The following is a 15,164-nucleotide window of genomic DNA, read 5'->3' as shown; positions in this document are numbered from 1 at the left end:
AACGCTTCCTTCGATCGATGAACCACCACCGGCACGGACAGGGCGGATCCGGTCGTCGTCGGGGGCCACTCACCGATGCCGGTCCACCATCGACCCGGCCGTCACCGGGGGGTGATCCCCGCGCGGCCCATCGGCCGTCCTTCGTCCGGCCCGGTCAGTCGGCGCCTTCGGCGGTCAGGTCCTCGATGGCCGCCTGCACGTCACCGACCCGTCGCCGGGCGGCTGCGGCCTCCCGCTCGGCGTTGCGCCGGGTGGTCTTGCGCCGGGCCACGTCGGCCACCGCCTCGGCCCGGCGGCGTTCCAACTCGGCCAGTTCGGCGTCCAGGTCCTCGACGAGGTGGCCGGCGTCGCGTTCGGCCTGTACGGCGCGTTCCAGGCGGCCGTCGGCGCGCCGCTCGTCCGCCTGCGCGGTCTGCATCTCCCGCTCCAACTCGCGCCGGCGCCGCTCATCCTGACGTCGCCGCTCGTCCTGACGGTGGCGTACTTCCCGGCTGTGACGCTCGTTCTGCCGCTGGGCCGGTTCTGCGGTCCGGGCCGGCTCCTCGACGGCCTCATCGCCCGTGGCATCGCCGCCGGCTTCCGGTCCGCCGGCCCTCTCCGAGTCCCCTACCGCTCGCAACCGCGTAACGGTCTCCGCAGGTTCATCGCTGCCGGTGGCCTCCGCATCGGCGCTGGTCTGCGGGACTTCGGGGCCGGCGGGCGGGTCGTCGGCCACCAGGCGTAGCCGGGGGCGCGGCACCTCACCGAAACCCGCATATGCGGCTGCCCGGATCAGCCGCCCGGTCCGCACCTGTTCGGCGATCTCCGGTTCGGCCAGCGCCGCGGTCAGTGTCGCCTCCACCTCGCCGAGGGGGAGTTTCCCGGCCGGGGTGCCGGCTTCGACGGCCAGGTCACGGGCCGCCGCCACCAGGGACGAGACGAACCGGCGGCGCTGGGCGGAGAGTTCGCGCAGCTGATCGCCGTGCAGGTCACGCTGGGCCGACCGCAGTGCCGTGGCCAGGCCGGCCAACTCCTCGATCAGGTCCGGCCTGCGTAGCGCGAGCAGGTTGACCAGCCAGGCAGCCACGGTCGGCTTCTTGAGGGCGGCGAGGCGTCTCGCGGTCTCCCGGTCGCCGGCCTGCCGGGCCCGGGCGACCGCTTCGGACCGGCCGGCCACGAATCCGTCCGGCGGAGCCTCGTAGAGCCGCCGGACGTCGCCGTCAGCCGAGGACGACACTGCCGGGTGCGGCCCGCTCGAACGTCGTCTCGGAGAACTTCTCCAGGTGCTGGCCGTAGATCGCCGCACCCCGCTCGTTGATCAGCCCGTCGTGCAGCGCGAAGGCCCGCTCCGGGCGGACCTCCCGGACGAACGCCAGCGACTCGGCGATGGTGGCCCATGGCGCGTTCATCGGCGCGAACAGGGTCTCGACCGGCTCGCCGGGCGCCACGAACGAGTCGCCCGGGTGGTAGAAGTTGCTCCCGCCGTCCGTGACGAGGTAGCCCAGGTTCGCGAAGACCGGCACGTACGGGTGAATGATCGCGTGCCGGCCGCCGACCGCCCGCACCCGGAAGCCGGCCGCCTCGAACTCCTCGCCGGCGGTCACCGTCGTCACCGCCTGCGCCACATCGGACAGCAGGGGGCGTACCGCCTCGGGTGTGAAGATCCGCATCGCCGGGTGGCGGGCCACCGCCGCGGTCACCGCCGCCACGTCCAGGTGGTCGGCGTGCTCGTGGGTGATGAGCACCGCGTCCGCACCGTCCAGTGCCGACGATTCGGAGAATTCACCAGGATCCATGACGAGAACCCCCGATCCTTCGACCCGTAGGCAGGAATGCGTGAACTTCGTGACGCGCACGGGACCCCTCCGCAGCTGAATCGTGACCGCTCGTATCGCAGTCTGCCGGAACCGGACGACGTCCACCGTACGTCCGAACGCTCAGGTGACGATTCGGATCGGAGCGACCATGAGAAAACGGGGAGCCATCGCGAGCCTGGGGGCGGTGCTGCTGACCGGCGGCCTGCTCGCCGGATGCGGTGCGGACGATGCGGCGGACCATTCGTCGGACAGCGGATCAGCCGTCGCGCCGGCCGGCGGCAAGGGCGAGGAGGCCACGGTCGGCGGCGCCGCGCCGCAGGCCGAGGAGACCGCCGGGAACACGCCGGCCGACCTGCGGGTGGACCAGCGTTCGATCATCTACACCGGCACGATCACCGTCCGGGTCGACGACGTCACCGCCGCGGCCGCGCGGACCACCGGCATCGTCTCGACCGCCGGTGGCTTCATCGGCGGCGACGAGCGGCACAGCGACGCCGGGTCGGCGAGCGCCAACCTGATCCTGCGGGTGCCGGCCGACAAGTTCGCCGGGGTGGTCGACCAGGTCGCCGGGCTGGGTGACGAGGAGGGCCGCGGGATCAACACCCAGGACGTCACCGAGGAGGTGGTCGACCTGGACGCCCGGATCACCGTGCAGCAGGCCCGGGTGGAGAGCGGCCGGCGGCTGCTCGGCCAGGCCAAGTCGCTCGAGGATCTGGTCATGCTGGAGGGCGAGGTGGCCAGCCGGGAGTCCGATCTGGCGTCGCTGCAGGCCAAGAAACGCCGGCTGGCCGACCTGACGGCGCTCTCCACGATCACCGTCGTGCTGCTCGCCCGGGACGCTCCGGCCACCGACGACCCGGACGACGACCCGCCGGGCTTCCTGGCCGGCCTGAGCGGCGGCTGGAAGGCCCTGACGGCGTCGCTGGCGGTCCTGCTCACCCTGCTGGGTGTCCTGCTGCCCTGGGTGCTCGCGATCGGGCTGCCGGCGTGGGGTGTGACGTACCTGGTCCGGCGGTACCGCCGTCCGGCCGCCGTGCCGCCCCCGCCGGTCGCCGAACCCGAGACCACCGCCTGACCGGCCCCGGCGAGCGTGGTGAGCCGCGAGGAACGGCTCACCACGCAGGCGTACCCCCGGAAGGGTCTCGTCTCAGAATTCGCCGGTCGCCAGCGCGGCCAGTGCGGTGTGCACCATCACCCGCACCCCGTGACCGATGCAGCTCTCGTCCACGTCGAAGTTCCCACGGTGCAGGTCGAGACGCTTGTCGGATCCCGGCACGCCGGTGCCCAGCCGGATCATCGCGCCCGGCACGTGCTCCAGGTAGAACGAGAAGTCCTCGCCGCCCATGCTGAGCTCGGCCTCGACCACCCGGTCCGCGCCGAGGGCCGCTCCGGCCGCACCGGCGACGACCGCGTTCGCCATCCGGTCGTTGATCACCGGCGGGACACCCCGACGGTAGTTGACCTCGACCTCGGCCCCGGTCGCGGCCACCACGTCACGGATCAGCTTGGTGATCAGCTCGGGGGCCTCCCGCCACGCGTCCCGGTTGAGGATGCGGACCGTGCCGCGCACCTCGCCCGAGCCGGGGATGGCGTTGAACGCCTGGCCGGCGTGCACCGCGCCCCAGACCATCGAGACGCCGGCACGCGGGTCCATCCGGCGGTCCAGCAGCGCGGGGACGTCGACGATCACCCGGCCCAGTGCGTGCACCAGGTCGGCGGTCAGGTGCGGGCGGGCGGTGTGGCCGCCCGGCCCGGAGAGTTTGACCTCGACCGTGTCGGCGGCCGCGGTGAACGGCCCGGACCGGACCCCGACGAGGCCGGACGGCAGTTGCGGGTAGCAGTGCAGGCCGTAGATCGCGGCGACGTCCTTGAGGCCACCCGCGGCGATCACCTCGGGCGCGCCGGACGGGATCGCCTCCTCGGCCGGCTGGAACAGCATCCGGATCCGGCCGGGGAGTTGACCCTGCTCGTGGAGTTGGGCCAGGGCCAGCGCGGTGCCGAGCATGACGGTGGTGTGCACGTCGTGGCCGCAGGCATGCGCCAGTTCGTCCACGGTGCTGCGGTAGGGCACGTCCTTGAGGTCCTGCAGCGGCAGCGCATCGATGTCGGCGCGGAACGCGATGACCCGGTCACCCTCGCCGATGTCGCAGATGACGCCGTTGCCGCGGGGCATCAGGCGCGGGGCGAGGCCGGCGACCTCGAGCTCCCGGACGATCAGCGCGGCCGTCTCGAACTCGGAGTGCGAGGGCTCCGGGTGAGCGTGAATGTGGCGTCGAATGCTTACCAGCTCGGCACCCCGCGCGGCGAGCCAGCGGTCCAGCCGGCCGGGGAGTGGATCGGCGCCGGGCCGGGGGCCGGGCCATGCCGTATCGGCGCCGTCGGGCGCCTCCAGAGCAGTAGTCACGTCGGTTTCCGTATTCACTCTCAAGGTTTGTCGGGTTTGCGAAGGCGACAGCATATCCCGAATGACGTCACGCTGTGTAACGGTCGGGTAAAGAGGTAATCACGCCGCGACCGATCGTCGGATGGGCACTCGGGAGATCGTCCCGGCTTGCCGACACCCTCAACGGATAGTGGATCGCGGAGGTGACGCGACACACCAGCAGTACGTTACGCCGGTCCAGGTGCGCGCGACCGGCCGGTGGACACCTCGGACCCCGTGTGATGTGTGGCATACGTCTCCTACGGTGGCACGCGGGCGCAAGACCTCCATGGCCGGCGGGAGTAACGCTCCGCGTACGCCCCCCGGGTGTACGGGTTGCCCCGGGGCCCGGCCCATGGAAATGTCACCGGGACCGCACCCCGGCCCGCCCGGAAAGCCCGTTCCGGCATTCACACCGATGATCCCCATCTTCACCGGGGCGCCCGACGGTGAAGGATTTGGTACTTAGCGTCCAAGATTGATACACCCTCGGCCACGCCCTGACTACCCACCGTCGAAGTGTGATTAACACTCCCGTAGCGACTTTCAATCGGCGCCTGCCAGCGGGCAAGATAGCGGGGTTGGTCGACAGCCCCTATACCCCCTCGGTGGCATCCTCAGTGACTCAGATTCCGACGTGGAGCGGCGGCGGCGCTCCCTCCAGCGGACGCGCAGCCCCTGGCACGCTCATCGGCGGGCGGTACACACTGCGCGCCGCAGTCGGTCACGGCGGCATGGGCACGGTGTGGCGGGCGGCGGACACGCTCCTGCGCCGCGACGTGGCGATCAAGGAGGTCATCCTCCCGCCCGGCCTGGCCCCGAGCGACCGCGACTCGATGTATGAACGGACCATGCGCGAGGCCCGGGCGGCCGCCGCGCTCCAGCATCCGGCCGTCGTGCAGGTCTACGACGTGGTGCACGAGAACGACCGGCCGTGGATCGTGATGGAGCTGCTCGACGCGCGCAGCCTCGCGGACATGGTGATCGAGGACGGCCCGGTGCCCTCCCGGGTGGTCGCCAAGATCGGCATCGCGCTGCTCGGCGCGCTCGAGGTCGCGCACGCCCACGGCGTGCTGCACCGCGACGTCAAGCCGGCCAACGTGCTGATCTGTCAGGACGGCCGCTGCGTGCTCACCGACTTCGGTGTGGCCCGGATGCCCACCGACGTGCAGCTGACCACGCCCGGCATGGTTCTCGGCTCGCCGCACTTCATCTCCCCCGAGCGGGCCATGGGGCAGGACTTCGGTCCGCCCAGCGACCTGTTCTCGCTCGGCGTGACGCTCTACACCGCGATCGAGGGCCGCCCGCCGTTCGACAAGGGCGACCCGATCGAGACCATGCACTCGGTCGTCGAGGACCCGCCCGCCCCGGTGGCACGGGCCGGCTCGCTGACCCCGGTGCTGATGGGCCTGCTGGAGAAGGACCCGGCCCGCCGGATGGACGTGCAGACCGCGCGGACCATCCTGCGGCAGCAGCTGGCCGGCCCCCTGGCCAGCAAGAGCCCGCCGCACATGATGACCGACCCCTACTCGGTGGTCTCCAGCCCGCGCCCGACCAGCCCGGCGCCGGTCGAGACGCAGCAGATCCCGCCGCAGCCGACCGGGCAGATCGGCGGCCGGGCCATGCTCGGCGCCGGCGAGTCGCTCACCGACCACCTCGCCAAGCTCGACCAGCAGAACCAGGGCGGCGGCCGGCGCCGGGCCCCGGAGCCGGTCGGACCGGGCGCGATGGCCCCGACCGGCACCCTGCCGGCCCACAAGGTCCCCCAGCCGTACGGCACGCCCACCCCGTACGGCACGCCCAACCCGAACGGCGCGACGAGCGTCATCCCGCCGCAGAACGCGTGGAACCCGCAGGCCCGTCCGGGCACCGTGGTCACCTCGCCGTCGGCCAAGCGTGGCGGCCTGGACGGCGTGAAGCAGACCGTGCAGGCGAGCGCCGGGCGCGCCGTCGACACGTTCAAGTCGTGGCCGCGCAACAAGCAGCTGGCCGGTTCGGGTGCGGCCGCCCTGGTGCTGATCCTGGTGCTGGTCTTCGCCTTCAGCGGTGGTGAGGACGCCCCGGCGACCGACCCGGCCGCGGCTCCGGTGTCGAGTGCGGCGCCCGCGGCCGTCCAGACCCAGGACTACGAGGGCAACGAGGCGGTCACCGTCAAGGTCCCGGCCGGCTGGACCCGTGGCACCGGCGGCTCCTACGTCGACTACATCGACCCGGAGGACAACAAGACCAAGGTCCGGATCCTGATCGAGTCCGGCAAGATCAGCCCGACCCGGTTCGTCAGCGAGACCGCCCCGGGCACGCTGAAGAAGTCGAAGAACTGCCCGACCCCGTTCAAGTCGCTCGGCACCGAAGAGGTGGACGTCTCCGGCAACGCGGGCGCCCAGTTCGAGTACACCTGCGGCGAGGGTGCCGACATGCGCCACGGCATCTGGCGGATGACCACCGTCGGCGGCAAGATGTACTCCTTCTTCCTCACCACGCTCGACAGTGACTTCGCGGACAAGAAGCCGTACTTCGACGCCATGGCCGAGAGCTTCCAGCTGAACCTCTGATCCCGGCTGTGCTATCAATCCCTGATGGCACCACAAGTTGATGTTGAGCTGAAGGAACGGGCCGAGACCTGGCTCGCCGACGATCCCGATCCGGCGAGCCGGGCCGAGTTGCGCGAGTTGATCGACGGACTTCCGGGCACCGCGGCCGAGCTGCGGGACCGGTTCGCCGGCCCGCTCACCTTCGGCACCGCCGGCCTGCGCGGCCGGTTGCGCGCCGGACCGAACGGGATGAACCTCGCCGTCGTCACCCAGGCCGCGGCCGGTCTGGTGGCCTGGCTGGCCGACCAGGGCGGCAAGGGCCCGCTGGTGATCGGTTACGACGCACGGCACGGCTCGCTCGCCTTCGCCGAGCAGACCGCCCGGGTGGCCACCGGCGCCGGACGGCAGGCGCTGCTGCTGCCGCACACGCTGCCCACCCCGGTGCTCGCCTACGCGGTCCGGGCGCTCGGCGCGGTGGCCGGTGTGATGGTGACCGCCAGCCACAACCCGCCGCAGGACAACGGCTACAAGGTCTATCTGGGTGCCCAGCTGGGCGGACCGGACGGCGACGGCGCGCAGATCGTGCCACCGGCCGACCTGGGCATCGAGGCCGCCATCCGGGCGGTGACCGGCATCGCGTCGGTCCCGCTGGGCGATCCGGGCACGCTTCTCGACGACACGACCGCTGCGGGGTACGTGCAGAGTGCCGCGGCCGTGCTGACCCCGGGTGGCCCGCGTGACCTGACGATCGCGTACACCCCGATGCACGGGGTGGGCGGGGCCACGCTCGCCGAGGCGTTCCTCGCCGCCGGTTTCCGCGCGCCGGAGATCGTCGCCGCCCAGGCCGAGCCGGACCCCGAGTTCCCGACCGTGTCGTTCCCGAACCCGGAGGAGCCGGGCGCCATGGACCGGCTGCTGGCCCTGGCCGACGCCACCGGCGCGGACCTGGCCGTCGCCAACGACCCGGACGCCGACCGGTGCGCCATCGCCATCCCCACGCCGGACGGCTGGCGGCCGTTGCGCGGGGACGAGCTGGGCGTGCTCCTGGCCGACCATCTGATCCGCCGGGGGACTCCGGGCCTCTACGCCACCACGATCGTCTCCTCGTCGCTGCTGGGCCGCCTCTGCGCCGCGCGGGGTGTGCCCTACGCGGAGACCCTCACCGGCTTCAAGTGGATCGTCCGGGCCGCCGAGGAGCTGGCGTACGGGTACGAGGAGGCGCTCGGGTACTGCGTCGCCCCCGGGCTGGTCCGCGACAAGGACGGCATCACCGCCGCCCTGACGATCGCCGAGCTGGCCGCCGCGCAGAAGGCCGAGGGGCGGACCCTCGCCGACCGGCTGGACGAGCTGGCGACCGAGTTCGGCGTGCACGCCACCGATCAGCTCGCGGTCCGGGTCGACGACCTGTCCGAGATCGGCCGGGCGATGACCCGCGCCCGGCGGCAACCGCCCGTCACCCTGCTCGGCGAGCCGGTGACCGGGGTGAGCGACCTGCTCCCGGAGAACGACGTGCTGACCTTCCGCACGGCGGCGGTACGCGTGGTGATCCGCCCGTCGGGGACGGAACCGAAGCTCAAGGCGTACCTCGAGGTGGTGGAACCGGTCGCCGGGGGTGACCTGACGGCGGCCCGGACCCGTGCCGCGGCCGGCCTCTCCGCCCTGCGCGGCGAGATCGCCACGGTGCTGGGTCTCTGACCCGGACGGCTTCTTGTCGGACGGCCTCTGGTCGAACGGCTCCGGGGAGGGCAGCGGCGCTGCTCTCCCCGGCGGTCAGGCGATCTTCGGCGTGCCGAGCGCGGCCGAGATCGCCTTGCCCAGAGTGGCCACCACCAGCGCGACGCTCGGTCGCACGATGGAGTCCTCCAGGCTCACGTCACCGACGAAGCCGGCATTGCTGGCGATCTCCTGCAGCCGCTCGTGGGCCCGCTGCGCGTCCTCGGGCGGCAGTTTCAGCGCCGGCTCCATCCGCGCCGCGCAGAGCAGCGTGGCGAGGGCCGCGGTGCGCTCGTCGGGCAGCGTGCCTCCGACCAGCGCGGTGGCGAGCCGCTGCCGGATCTCGGCCTCGTAGGCGGGGTCGCTGGTCGGGTAGCGGTGCACGTGGATCCAGCCGAGCTGGGTCTCGTCGACGTCCTGCACCACCCCGCGTGAGCACAGGTCCTCCAGGACCCGGATGCGCAGACGGTGCCGGAGCCGCTGCAGCCACTGAGCCGGGGTGTGCGGCTCGTCGGCGGCGATCTTCTCCAGCACGGCGTCGGCGATCGGGTCTCCGAGCGGCGTGGCGTCGACCACCTTGAGGTAGCCGTCGGCCGCGTAGGCGACACGGTTCGCCAGCGCCAGGTCGATCAGGACGGCCGCGGCCATGCCCAGGTCGAGTCCGATGCGGGAACCGGTCGCCTTACCGGTGTGGTCGTCGTAAGCCAGGAGGAGAAGCTCCTCGGCGAGCGGGATGGGGGTCATATCTCGCAACGATAGTGCGCCCGGTCACGGGGTCCGATCCCCAGGTCGGTCACTTCCGCTGGACACCCAGCGTCTCGGGCCAGGCCCCACCGTCGAAGACGTTGGACCAGCTGTCGCTGATGTGACCCACGTCGACGGCCCACCGGCCCATCCGGGACAGCCAGGCGCTGACCAGCGTGCCCGCCGGGCCGAGCGACACCAGATAGAGCTTGTTCGGGTCCTCGTCCTCGAGCACCTTCATCAGGCGGGGCAGGTCGGAATACGCGTTGACCGGCAATGAGTAGAGGAACGAGCTGCTCTTCACGTTGTCGAACAGCTGCGGTGCCAGGGTGAACCGCGAGTTCTCCCCGGTGATGACGCAGATGTCCTGGTCCTGCCAGACCTGCCGCCACATGTCGGCGCCGCGCTGACCGAGCTGCTGGAAGAAGATCGGCCGGGAGACGTGGCTGTTGCCGAACGTCATGCCCGGCTTCAGCAGCGGCTTCACCTCGTGCCAGATGTCCGCCCAGACGCCCGACCAGTGCAGGTTGCGGTACGGGTACGGGAAGCCGAGCATCAGCCGGCTCTCGTCGAACCCGTCGAAGCGCAGCACCTCACGCAGGTCCGAGGCGAGCGCGGGCGACCAGGGCTGGAACTTCAGGTTGAAGTCCGAGCGCAGCATCGTCTTGAACTCGCCGTCGCCGAAGCGGGTGAAGCTGACCCGCTCGGTGATGAGGCGCTGCACCGTCTCCTCGAATCCGAGCTGCCGCTCGGTGGTGAAGGCGGTCACGTCGTCGACGACGTCCTTGGTGGCCAGGACCCGGAAGAGCTCGAGGTACTTCCGTTGTTCCCGCAGCTCCCAGCGGATGTCCGTGAGGATCTTGCGGTCCTCGTCGTGGCGCTTGCGCTCGGCGGCCTTACGCTTCTCGGCGGCCTTGCGCTTCTCCTCGGCTGCCTGGGCCTCCGCGGCCTTCTCGGCTTCGGACTTGAAGACCTCACGAAACACTGGACGTCCCTCGAATTCGGTGGCTATCAACTGATCTTGCGACCAGCATCCAGCATCGCATCGACGAGTCGCGAGGCGGCATGCCCGTCGTCGAGGTCGCTGGAGCGCTCCGCGAACGCCTTGTACTGGGTCGCGTACCGACCGCGAACCTGATCGGCGTCCCGGATCGCCTGGACGACCTCGTCGGAGGTGCTCAGCAGCGGGCCCGGCGCCTCGGACTCGAAGTCGAAGTAGAAGCCGCGCAGGTTGTCCCGGTAGTTCTCCAGGTCGTACGTGAAGAACAGCATGGGCCGTCCGGTGGCGGCGAAGTCGAACATCACCGAGGAGTAGTCGGTGATCAGGACGTCGGTGACCGCGAGCAGGTCGGCCATGTCCGGGTACGTGGACACGTCGTACACGAAGCCGTTGCCGGCGCCGCGGATCGGGTCCACCACGTTCGGGTGCCGGCGGACCAGCAGCACGTGGTCGTCGCCGAGCCGTTCCCGGGCGTCGTCCAGGTCCAGCATCATCGTCATCTTGTACGAGCCGCCGCGGTAGTACTCGTCGTCACGCCAGGTCGGCGCGTACAGCACGACCTTCTTGCCGTCCGGCAGGCCGATCCGCCGGCGCACGTCGGCGACCATCGCGTCCCGCTTCTCCCCCTCCAGGAAGAGCACGTCGTTACGCGGGTAGCCGACCTCGAGGATCTCGTTGGGGAACCGGAACGCCCGCCGCAGGATCGGCGTGCTGAACGTGTTCGGCGAGACCAGGTGGCTCCAGTTCTTCGACTCGTTCTCGAGCTTCTCGAAGTACTGCTTGTCGGCGAAGTGCAGGTCCTCGATGTCGAAGCCGATCCGCTTGAGCGGGGTGCCGTGCCAGGTCTGGATCACGACCTGGCCCGGGCGGCGCTCGAACCAGCCGGGCAGGTGCTGGTTGGTGACGATGTACCGGCTGGTGGCGAGGGCTTCGTACCACTCCCGGCGCCACAGGCCGACGGCCCGCCCGCTGTCCGGGATGGCGGCCTGGCCGTCGGTGACCACCCACAGGTGGCCGAGCGGCAGGTCCCGGCGGACCAGTTCCTCGTGCACCGCGCGCGGGCTGTCGGAGTACTGCCGGCCGGTGAAGCTGTTGTAGAGCACGACGTCGCGCAGCGGCGCCTTGCGCATCCGCGGGTAGAACTCGGTGCGGCTGCGGTAGCCGTTCGCCTTGCCGCGCTCCTCGTCGGTCAGCGCGGTCCGGACCCGGACCAGGGCCCGCTGGTCGGGGTAGTACCACTCGAGGGTGACCCGCTGCTGGTCGGTGGGGTGCGACAGCGGCAGGTTCTCCATCGCGGCGGCGGCCAGCGGCAGCGGGGCGACCGGCCCGTCCTCGCCGACCCGGTGGTAGAGGTCCCAGGTGCCGACGCGCAGCCGGATGTTCCAGCCGAAGCTCGGCACCTGCAACGGGTCCAGGTCGAGCTGCCAGGTGTCGCCGTCGACGACGACCGGGAAGTACCGCGTCTCGCGGGCGTTGGAGTACCGCACGACGAGTTGGAACTCGCTCCAGTCGCCCTGCGGCGGCAGGGTGCCGCTGAGCCGGAACCCGCCACCGGCCGCGGTGACGCCGGTGATCACCGGCATCGACGGCAGGGCGGTGAGCACCGGGTGACCCTTGCGGTCGGAGACCAGGGTGACCGTGCGGTGGTCGAGGTACTGCGGGGGGAACGTGAAGTAGTCGTGCAGGGCCAGCCGGATCGGCGCGCTGTGGTCGTCGCCGGCGGAGAGCTCGACGTCCCAGCGCTCGCCCGGCTCGCCGGGCAGCAGCTGCGCCGTCTCGACACCCGGCTCCTGCAGGTCGGCGACCGGCACCCGGAACGCGAACTTGTCGCCCTGGATCTCGACGGGGTAGCTGTGCCAGACGATGCCCGAGGTGCGCGACAGGCGGGCGGTGGCCGGCTTGCGGTTCGCGCCGGTCACCTCGCCGCGGATCTCGATGGCGTCGCCCTCCAGCGAGCCGCCGGTGATCCGGGCGCCGACGTGTTCCACGTGCAGCTGGAACTTGCCGTTGGTGACGACCGGGGTGATCCGCACGTCCTTGTCGACGTACATGCTGGTCAGCCGGACCGGGTTGGCGTGCTCGCCGACGGTCAGCGGGCCCTTGCTCTTCTGGCCCAGTCCGAGGACGCCCACCACGACGGTCCAGATGCCGTCGTGCCACTTGCCGTCGTCGCCGCGCAGCGCCTGCACGTCGATCTCGGCCTCGAAGCCGGACCAGTCGTAGGAGATGGTCTGGCTGCCGTGCACCGCCGAGGCGTCCAGGCACTTCTGGTTCGACAGCGGCTGGCGCTTGGTGCGGCGGCCCTCGGCGTCGCGCAGCCAGAGCAGTCGTGTGGTGGTCCAGGCGTGCGCGGCGGCCTGGCCGGGGATGAACGCGTGGCCGCGCAGGACCAGCTTGTTCTCGCGCCACTGGGCGTCGTGCAGCCGGGTCCGCGGGCGCGGGGTGCCGGCCAGGAAGAGCGTGCGCGGCACGTTCGGCAGGCGCTCCTCGAGGAACATCAGCTTGTGGTACCGCCGCAGGCCCTTGCGGACGATGCGGTGCCGCGACCGGACGGTCGGGATCATCTCCAGCAGCTCGGGCATCATCCGGTTGGCGACCAGCCGCCACAGCACCCGCTGGGCGGCGGTCAGCTCGTCGAAGACCCGCGGGTCGACGGTGTCCAGGAAGCGGTTGCAGCCGTCCAGGAAGATCTTTCGGTACTCGTCGTCGACCTTCGGCAGCTCACGCATGAAGATCATCAGGTCGCCGGCCAGCGCCGAGGCGTCGTAGATCCGCTTGATCTTGTGCTGCTTGCGCTTGGCCAGGAACCGGCTCACCTGCTCCACGCCGGCCAGCCGGTCGATGAAGCCGCGGACCTCGTCACGCCGCTGGGTGATCGACTTGCTCTGGCCCTCGCGCTCGCGCCAGTAGTAGACCGGCACGTCGAGCACGTCGACGCTCTTGGCGAGCACGTGCGCGGGCACGGTGACCGGGGTGTCCTCGTAGAGCACGCCCTCCGGGAAGGCCAGCTTGTGCTGGTCCCAGAACGAGCGGCGGAACACCTTGTTCCACGCGGTGCGGTCGTCCATCAGGTTGGACTGCCTGCTGACGTGCGTGCGCAGCACGGTGGTGGCGAACGCGGCGCGGTGCAGGGCGGACTGGTGCACGCCCTTGCTGTTGAGGCGCATCACGTTGCCGGAGGCGAAGTCGGAGCCGGTCTCGGAGATCGAGGCGATCAGCAGCTCGACGGCGGCCGGCGGCACGACGTCGTCACTGTCGACGAACATCAGGAACTCACCGGTCGCGTGCTCGACACCGGTGTTGCGCGCGGCACCCAGGCCGGCGTTCTCCTTCGTCACCAACTTGAACCGAGAGTCACGATCGGCGAAGCGCGCGGCGATCTCGCCACTCTCGTCGGTCGACCCGTCGTCGACCATGATCACTTCAAGGTTCGAGTAGTACTGAGCGGCGATCGAGTCCAAGCATTCATCGAGGTAGGCCGCCACGTTGTAGATCGGGACGACGACGCTCAGCACGGAATCCATCCCGTGACCCTCCTGATTTCAATGCCCGGGAACGGGGACGGCGATCTGTACTCAGGCGTGACCCGAGCGAATACTCTATGCGCCGGCTGTCCGGCGAACGTTAGCAGACCGGAAACCCCCGATGTGAGTACCGTTCATCACCGTATGCAGGTCAGTGGGGGATTTGTCACCTGCCCGCATGTTCTAGCCTTGACAGCGTGCAGGCCATCGTCGCGACGCTCGGTTACGTCCTCTCCCCCGATCGCCGCCGGATCCTGATGATCCGCCGCGACACCCGCCCCGACGATCTCCATTACGGCTACTACAACGGCCTCGGCGGCAAGCTCGAACCCGGTGAGGACATCGTCGCCGGACTGGAACGGGAGATCCTCGAAGAGGCCGGCATCGAGTGCAAGGAGATCACGCTCGCCGGCACCATCTCCTGGCCCGGATTCGGGCGCGACGGGGAGAACTGGTTCGGGTTCCTGTTCCGGATCTCCGCCTGGGCCGGCACGCCGCACACCGACAACCCCGAGGGCAGCCTGCACTGGATCGAGATCGACGAGGTGCTGGCCGGACGGGTGCCGATGTGGGAGTCGGACCGGCATTTCCTGCCCCTGGTCTTCGACGACGAACCCCGGGTGTTCCACGGCGTGATGCCTTTCGCCGACGGCAAGGCGGTCGGCTGGAACTACCACACCCTTTGACTGTACGCACGGAGCGCCCCGATCGCCTCGGAAGAAGGATCGGGGCGCTCCGCGCGTACAAGAGAAGAAGGAGGAAGCGGAACGCCCGGCCCGGGCACCGCGGGGTGGATCAGAAGCGGCGCATGCCGCCGAACTGACGGTCGCCGGCGTCACCGAGGCCGGGGACGATGTAGGCCTTCTCGTTGAGACCCTCGTCGATCGACGCGGTGATCAGGCGCAGCGGCAGACCCGAGTCCTTCAGGCGCTCGACGCCCTCCGGCGCGGCCAGCACGCAGCAGACGATGATGTCGGTGCAGCCACGGTCGGCGAGCAGCTTGCAGCAGTGCAGCAGCGAGCCGCCGGTGGCCAGCATCGGGTCGAGGACCAGCACCGGCCGGCCGGTGAGGTCGGCCGGCAGCGACTCCATGTAGGCCCGCGGCTCGTGCGTCTCCTCGTCACGGGCCAGACCGACGAACCCCATCGACGACTCGGGGAGCAGGCCGAGCGCGGCGTCGGCCATGCCCAGACCGGCGCGCAGCACCGGGACGATCAGCGGCGGGTTCGCCAGGCGGGTGCCCTCGGTGGGCGCGACCGGCGTCTCGATGCGGTACTTCTCGACGGCGAAGAGCCGGGCCGCCTCATAGACCACCATCGTGGTCAGCTCGTGCAGCGAGGCGCGGAAGACGCCGGACTCGGTCTCGGTACGGCGCATCGCGGTGAGCCGGGTCTGAGCCAACGGATGATCTACGACAAGGACGTCCACGGGCCC

Annotated in this window: 11 protein-coding genes; 4 read left to right on the top strand and 7 right to left on the bottom strand. The window is 70.7% G+C overall.

All coding sequences use genetic code 11. The features are described 5' to 3' along the window. Positions 1-154: 154 nt before the first annotated feature. Entirely contained in the window at positions 155-1,216 is a 1,062-nt protein-coding gene (locus tag QSK32_RS18770; RefSeq protein ID WP_285472637.1) for a hypothetical protein, read from the bottom strand. After that, entirely contained in the window at positions 1,200-1,835 is a 636-nt protein-coding gene (locus QSK32_RS18765; protein WP_045740026.1) for an MBL fold metallo-hydrolase, read from the bottom strand. The genes QSK32_RS18770 and QSK32_RS18765 overlap by 17 nt, the downstream gene beginning before the upstream one ends. A 109-nt stretch (positions 1,836-1,944) precedes the next feature. Between QSK32_RS18765 and QSK32_RS18760 the strand changes: the two genes are divergently transcribed. Beyond that, positions 1,945-2,871 (top strand): DUF4349 domain-containing protein, encoded by a 927-nt coding sequence (locus QSK32_RS18760; RefSeq protein ID WP_045740027.1) that lies wholly within the window; start codon positions 1,945-1,947, stop codon positions 2,869-2,871. Between the two features lie 72 nt (positions 2,872-2,943). On the opposite strand, the gene QSK32_RS18755 is transcribed toward QSK32_RS18760, so the two are convergent. Further along, on the bottom strand, positions 2,944-4,200 hold the full coding sequence (locus QSK32_RS18755; RefSeq protein ID WP_045740028.1) for an amidohydrolase: 1,257 nt from the start codon (positions 4,198-4,200) through the stop codon (positions 2,944-2,946). A 638-nt stretch (positions 4,201-4,838) separates the two neighbouring features. Between QSK32_RS18755 and QSK32_RS18750 the strand changes: the two genes are divergently transcribed. Further along, positions 4,839-6,770 (top strand): protein kinase domain-containing protein, encoded by a 1,932-nt coding sequence (locus tag QSK32_RS18750; protein ID WP_045740029.1) that lies wholly within the window; start codon positions 4,839-4,841, stop codon positions 6,768-6,770. Positions 6,771-6,794: 24 nt separating this feature from the next. Beyond that, a complete protein-coding gene (locus QSK32_RS18745; RefSeq protein ID WP_045740030.1) occupies positions 6,795-8,444 on the top strand; it encodes a phospho-sugar mutase in 1,650 nt (549 codons plus the stop codon). Between the two features lie 75 nt (positions 8,445-8,519). Here QSK32_RS18745 and QSK32_RS18740 read toward each other — a convergent pair whose 3' ends face one another. Genes QSK32_RS18740 through QSK32_RS18730 form a run of 3 tightly spaced genes read right to left on the bottom strand, consistent with a single transcriptional unit; the run spans position 8,520 to position 13,730 of the window. Then, complete coding sequence (locus tag QSK32_RS18740) at positions 8,520-9,206, bottom strand: GOLPH3/VPS74 family protein (RefSeq protein WP_045740031.1); 687 nt, start codon at positions 9,204-9,206, stop codon at positions 8,520-8,522. 49 nt (positions 9,207-9,255) lie between these two features. Then, complete coding sequence (locus tag QSK32_RS18735) at positions 9,256-10,191, bottom strand: GT-D fold domain-containing glycosyltransferase (protein WP_045740032.1); 936 nt, start codon at positions 10,189-10,191, stop codon at positions 9,256-9,258. A 26-nt stretch (positions 10,192-10,217) separates the two neighbouring features. Beyond that, on the bottom strand, positions 10,218-13,730 hold the full coding sequence (locus tag QSK32_RS18730) for a bifunctional glycosyltransferase/CDP-glycerol:glycerophosphate glycerophosphotransferase (RefSeq protein WP_285472636.1): 3,513 nt from the start codon (positions 13,728-13,730) through the stop codon (positions 10,218-10,220). A 197-nt stretch (positions 13,731-13,927) separates the two neighbouring features. Between QSK32_RS18730 and QSK32_RS18725 the strand changes: the two genes are divergently transcribed. Beyond that, positions 13,928-14,416, top strand: a complete 489-nt coding sequence (locus tag QSK32_RS18725) for an NUDIX hydrolase (protein ID WP_045740034.1) — start codon at positions 13,928-13,930, stop codon at positions 14,414-14,416. A 109-nt stretch (positions 14,417-14,525) separates the two neighbouring features. Here the strand turns inward: QSK32_RS18725 and upp are convergent, their stop codons facing one another. Continuing rightward, the gene (gene upp / locus QSK32_RS18720; RefSeq protein WP_045740035.1) at positions 14,526-15,158 is read right to left on the bottom strand and encodes a uracil phosphoribosyltransferase; all 633 of its coding nucleotides are present in this window, start codon (positions 15,156-15,158) and stop codon (positions 14,526-14,528) included. Between the last annotated feature and the right edge of the window lie 6 nt (positions 15,159-15,164).

This window comes from Actinoplanes sp. NBRC 101535 (assembly GCF_030269225.1).
Taxonomy (GTDB): domain Bacteria; phylum Actinomycetota; class Actinomycetes; order Mycobacteriales; family Micromonosporaceae; genus Actinoplanes; species Actinoplanes rectilineatus.
This window is presented reverse-complemented; position numbering and strand designations above follow the sequence as displayed.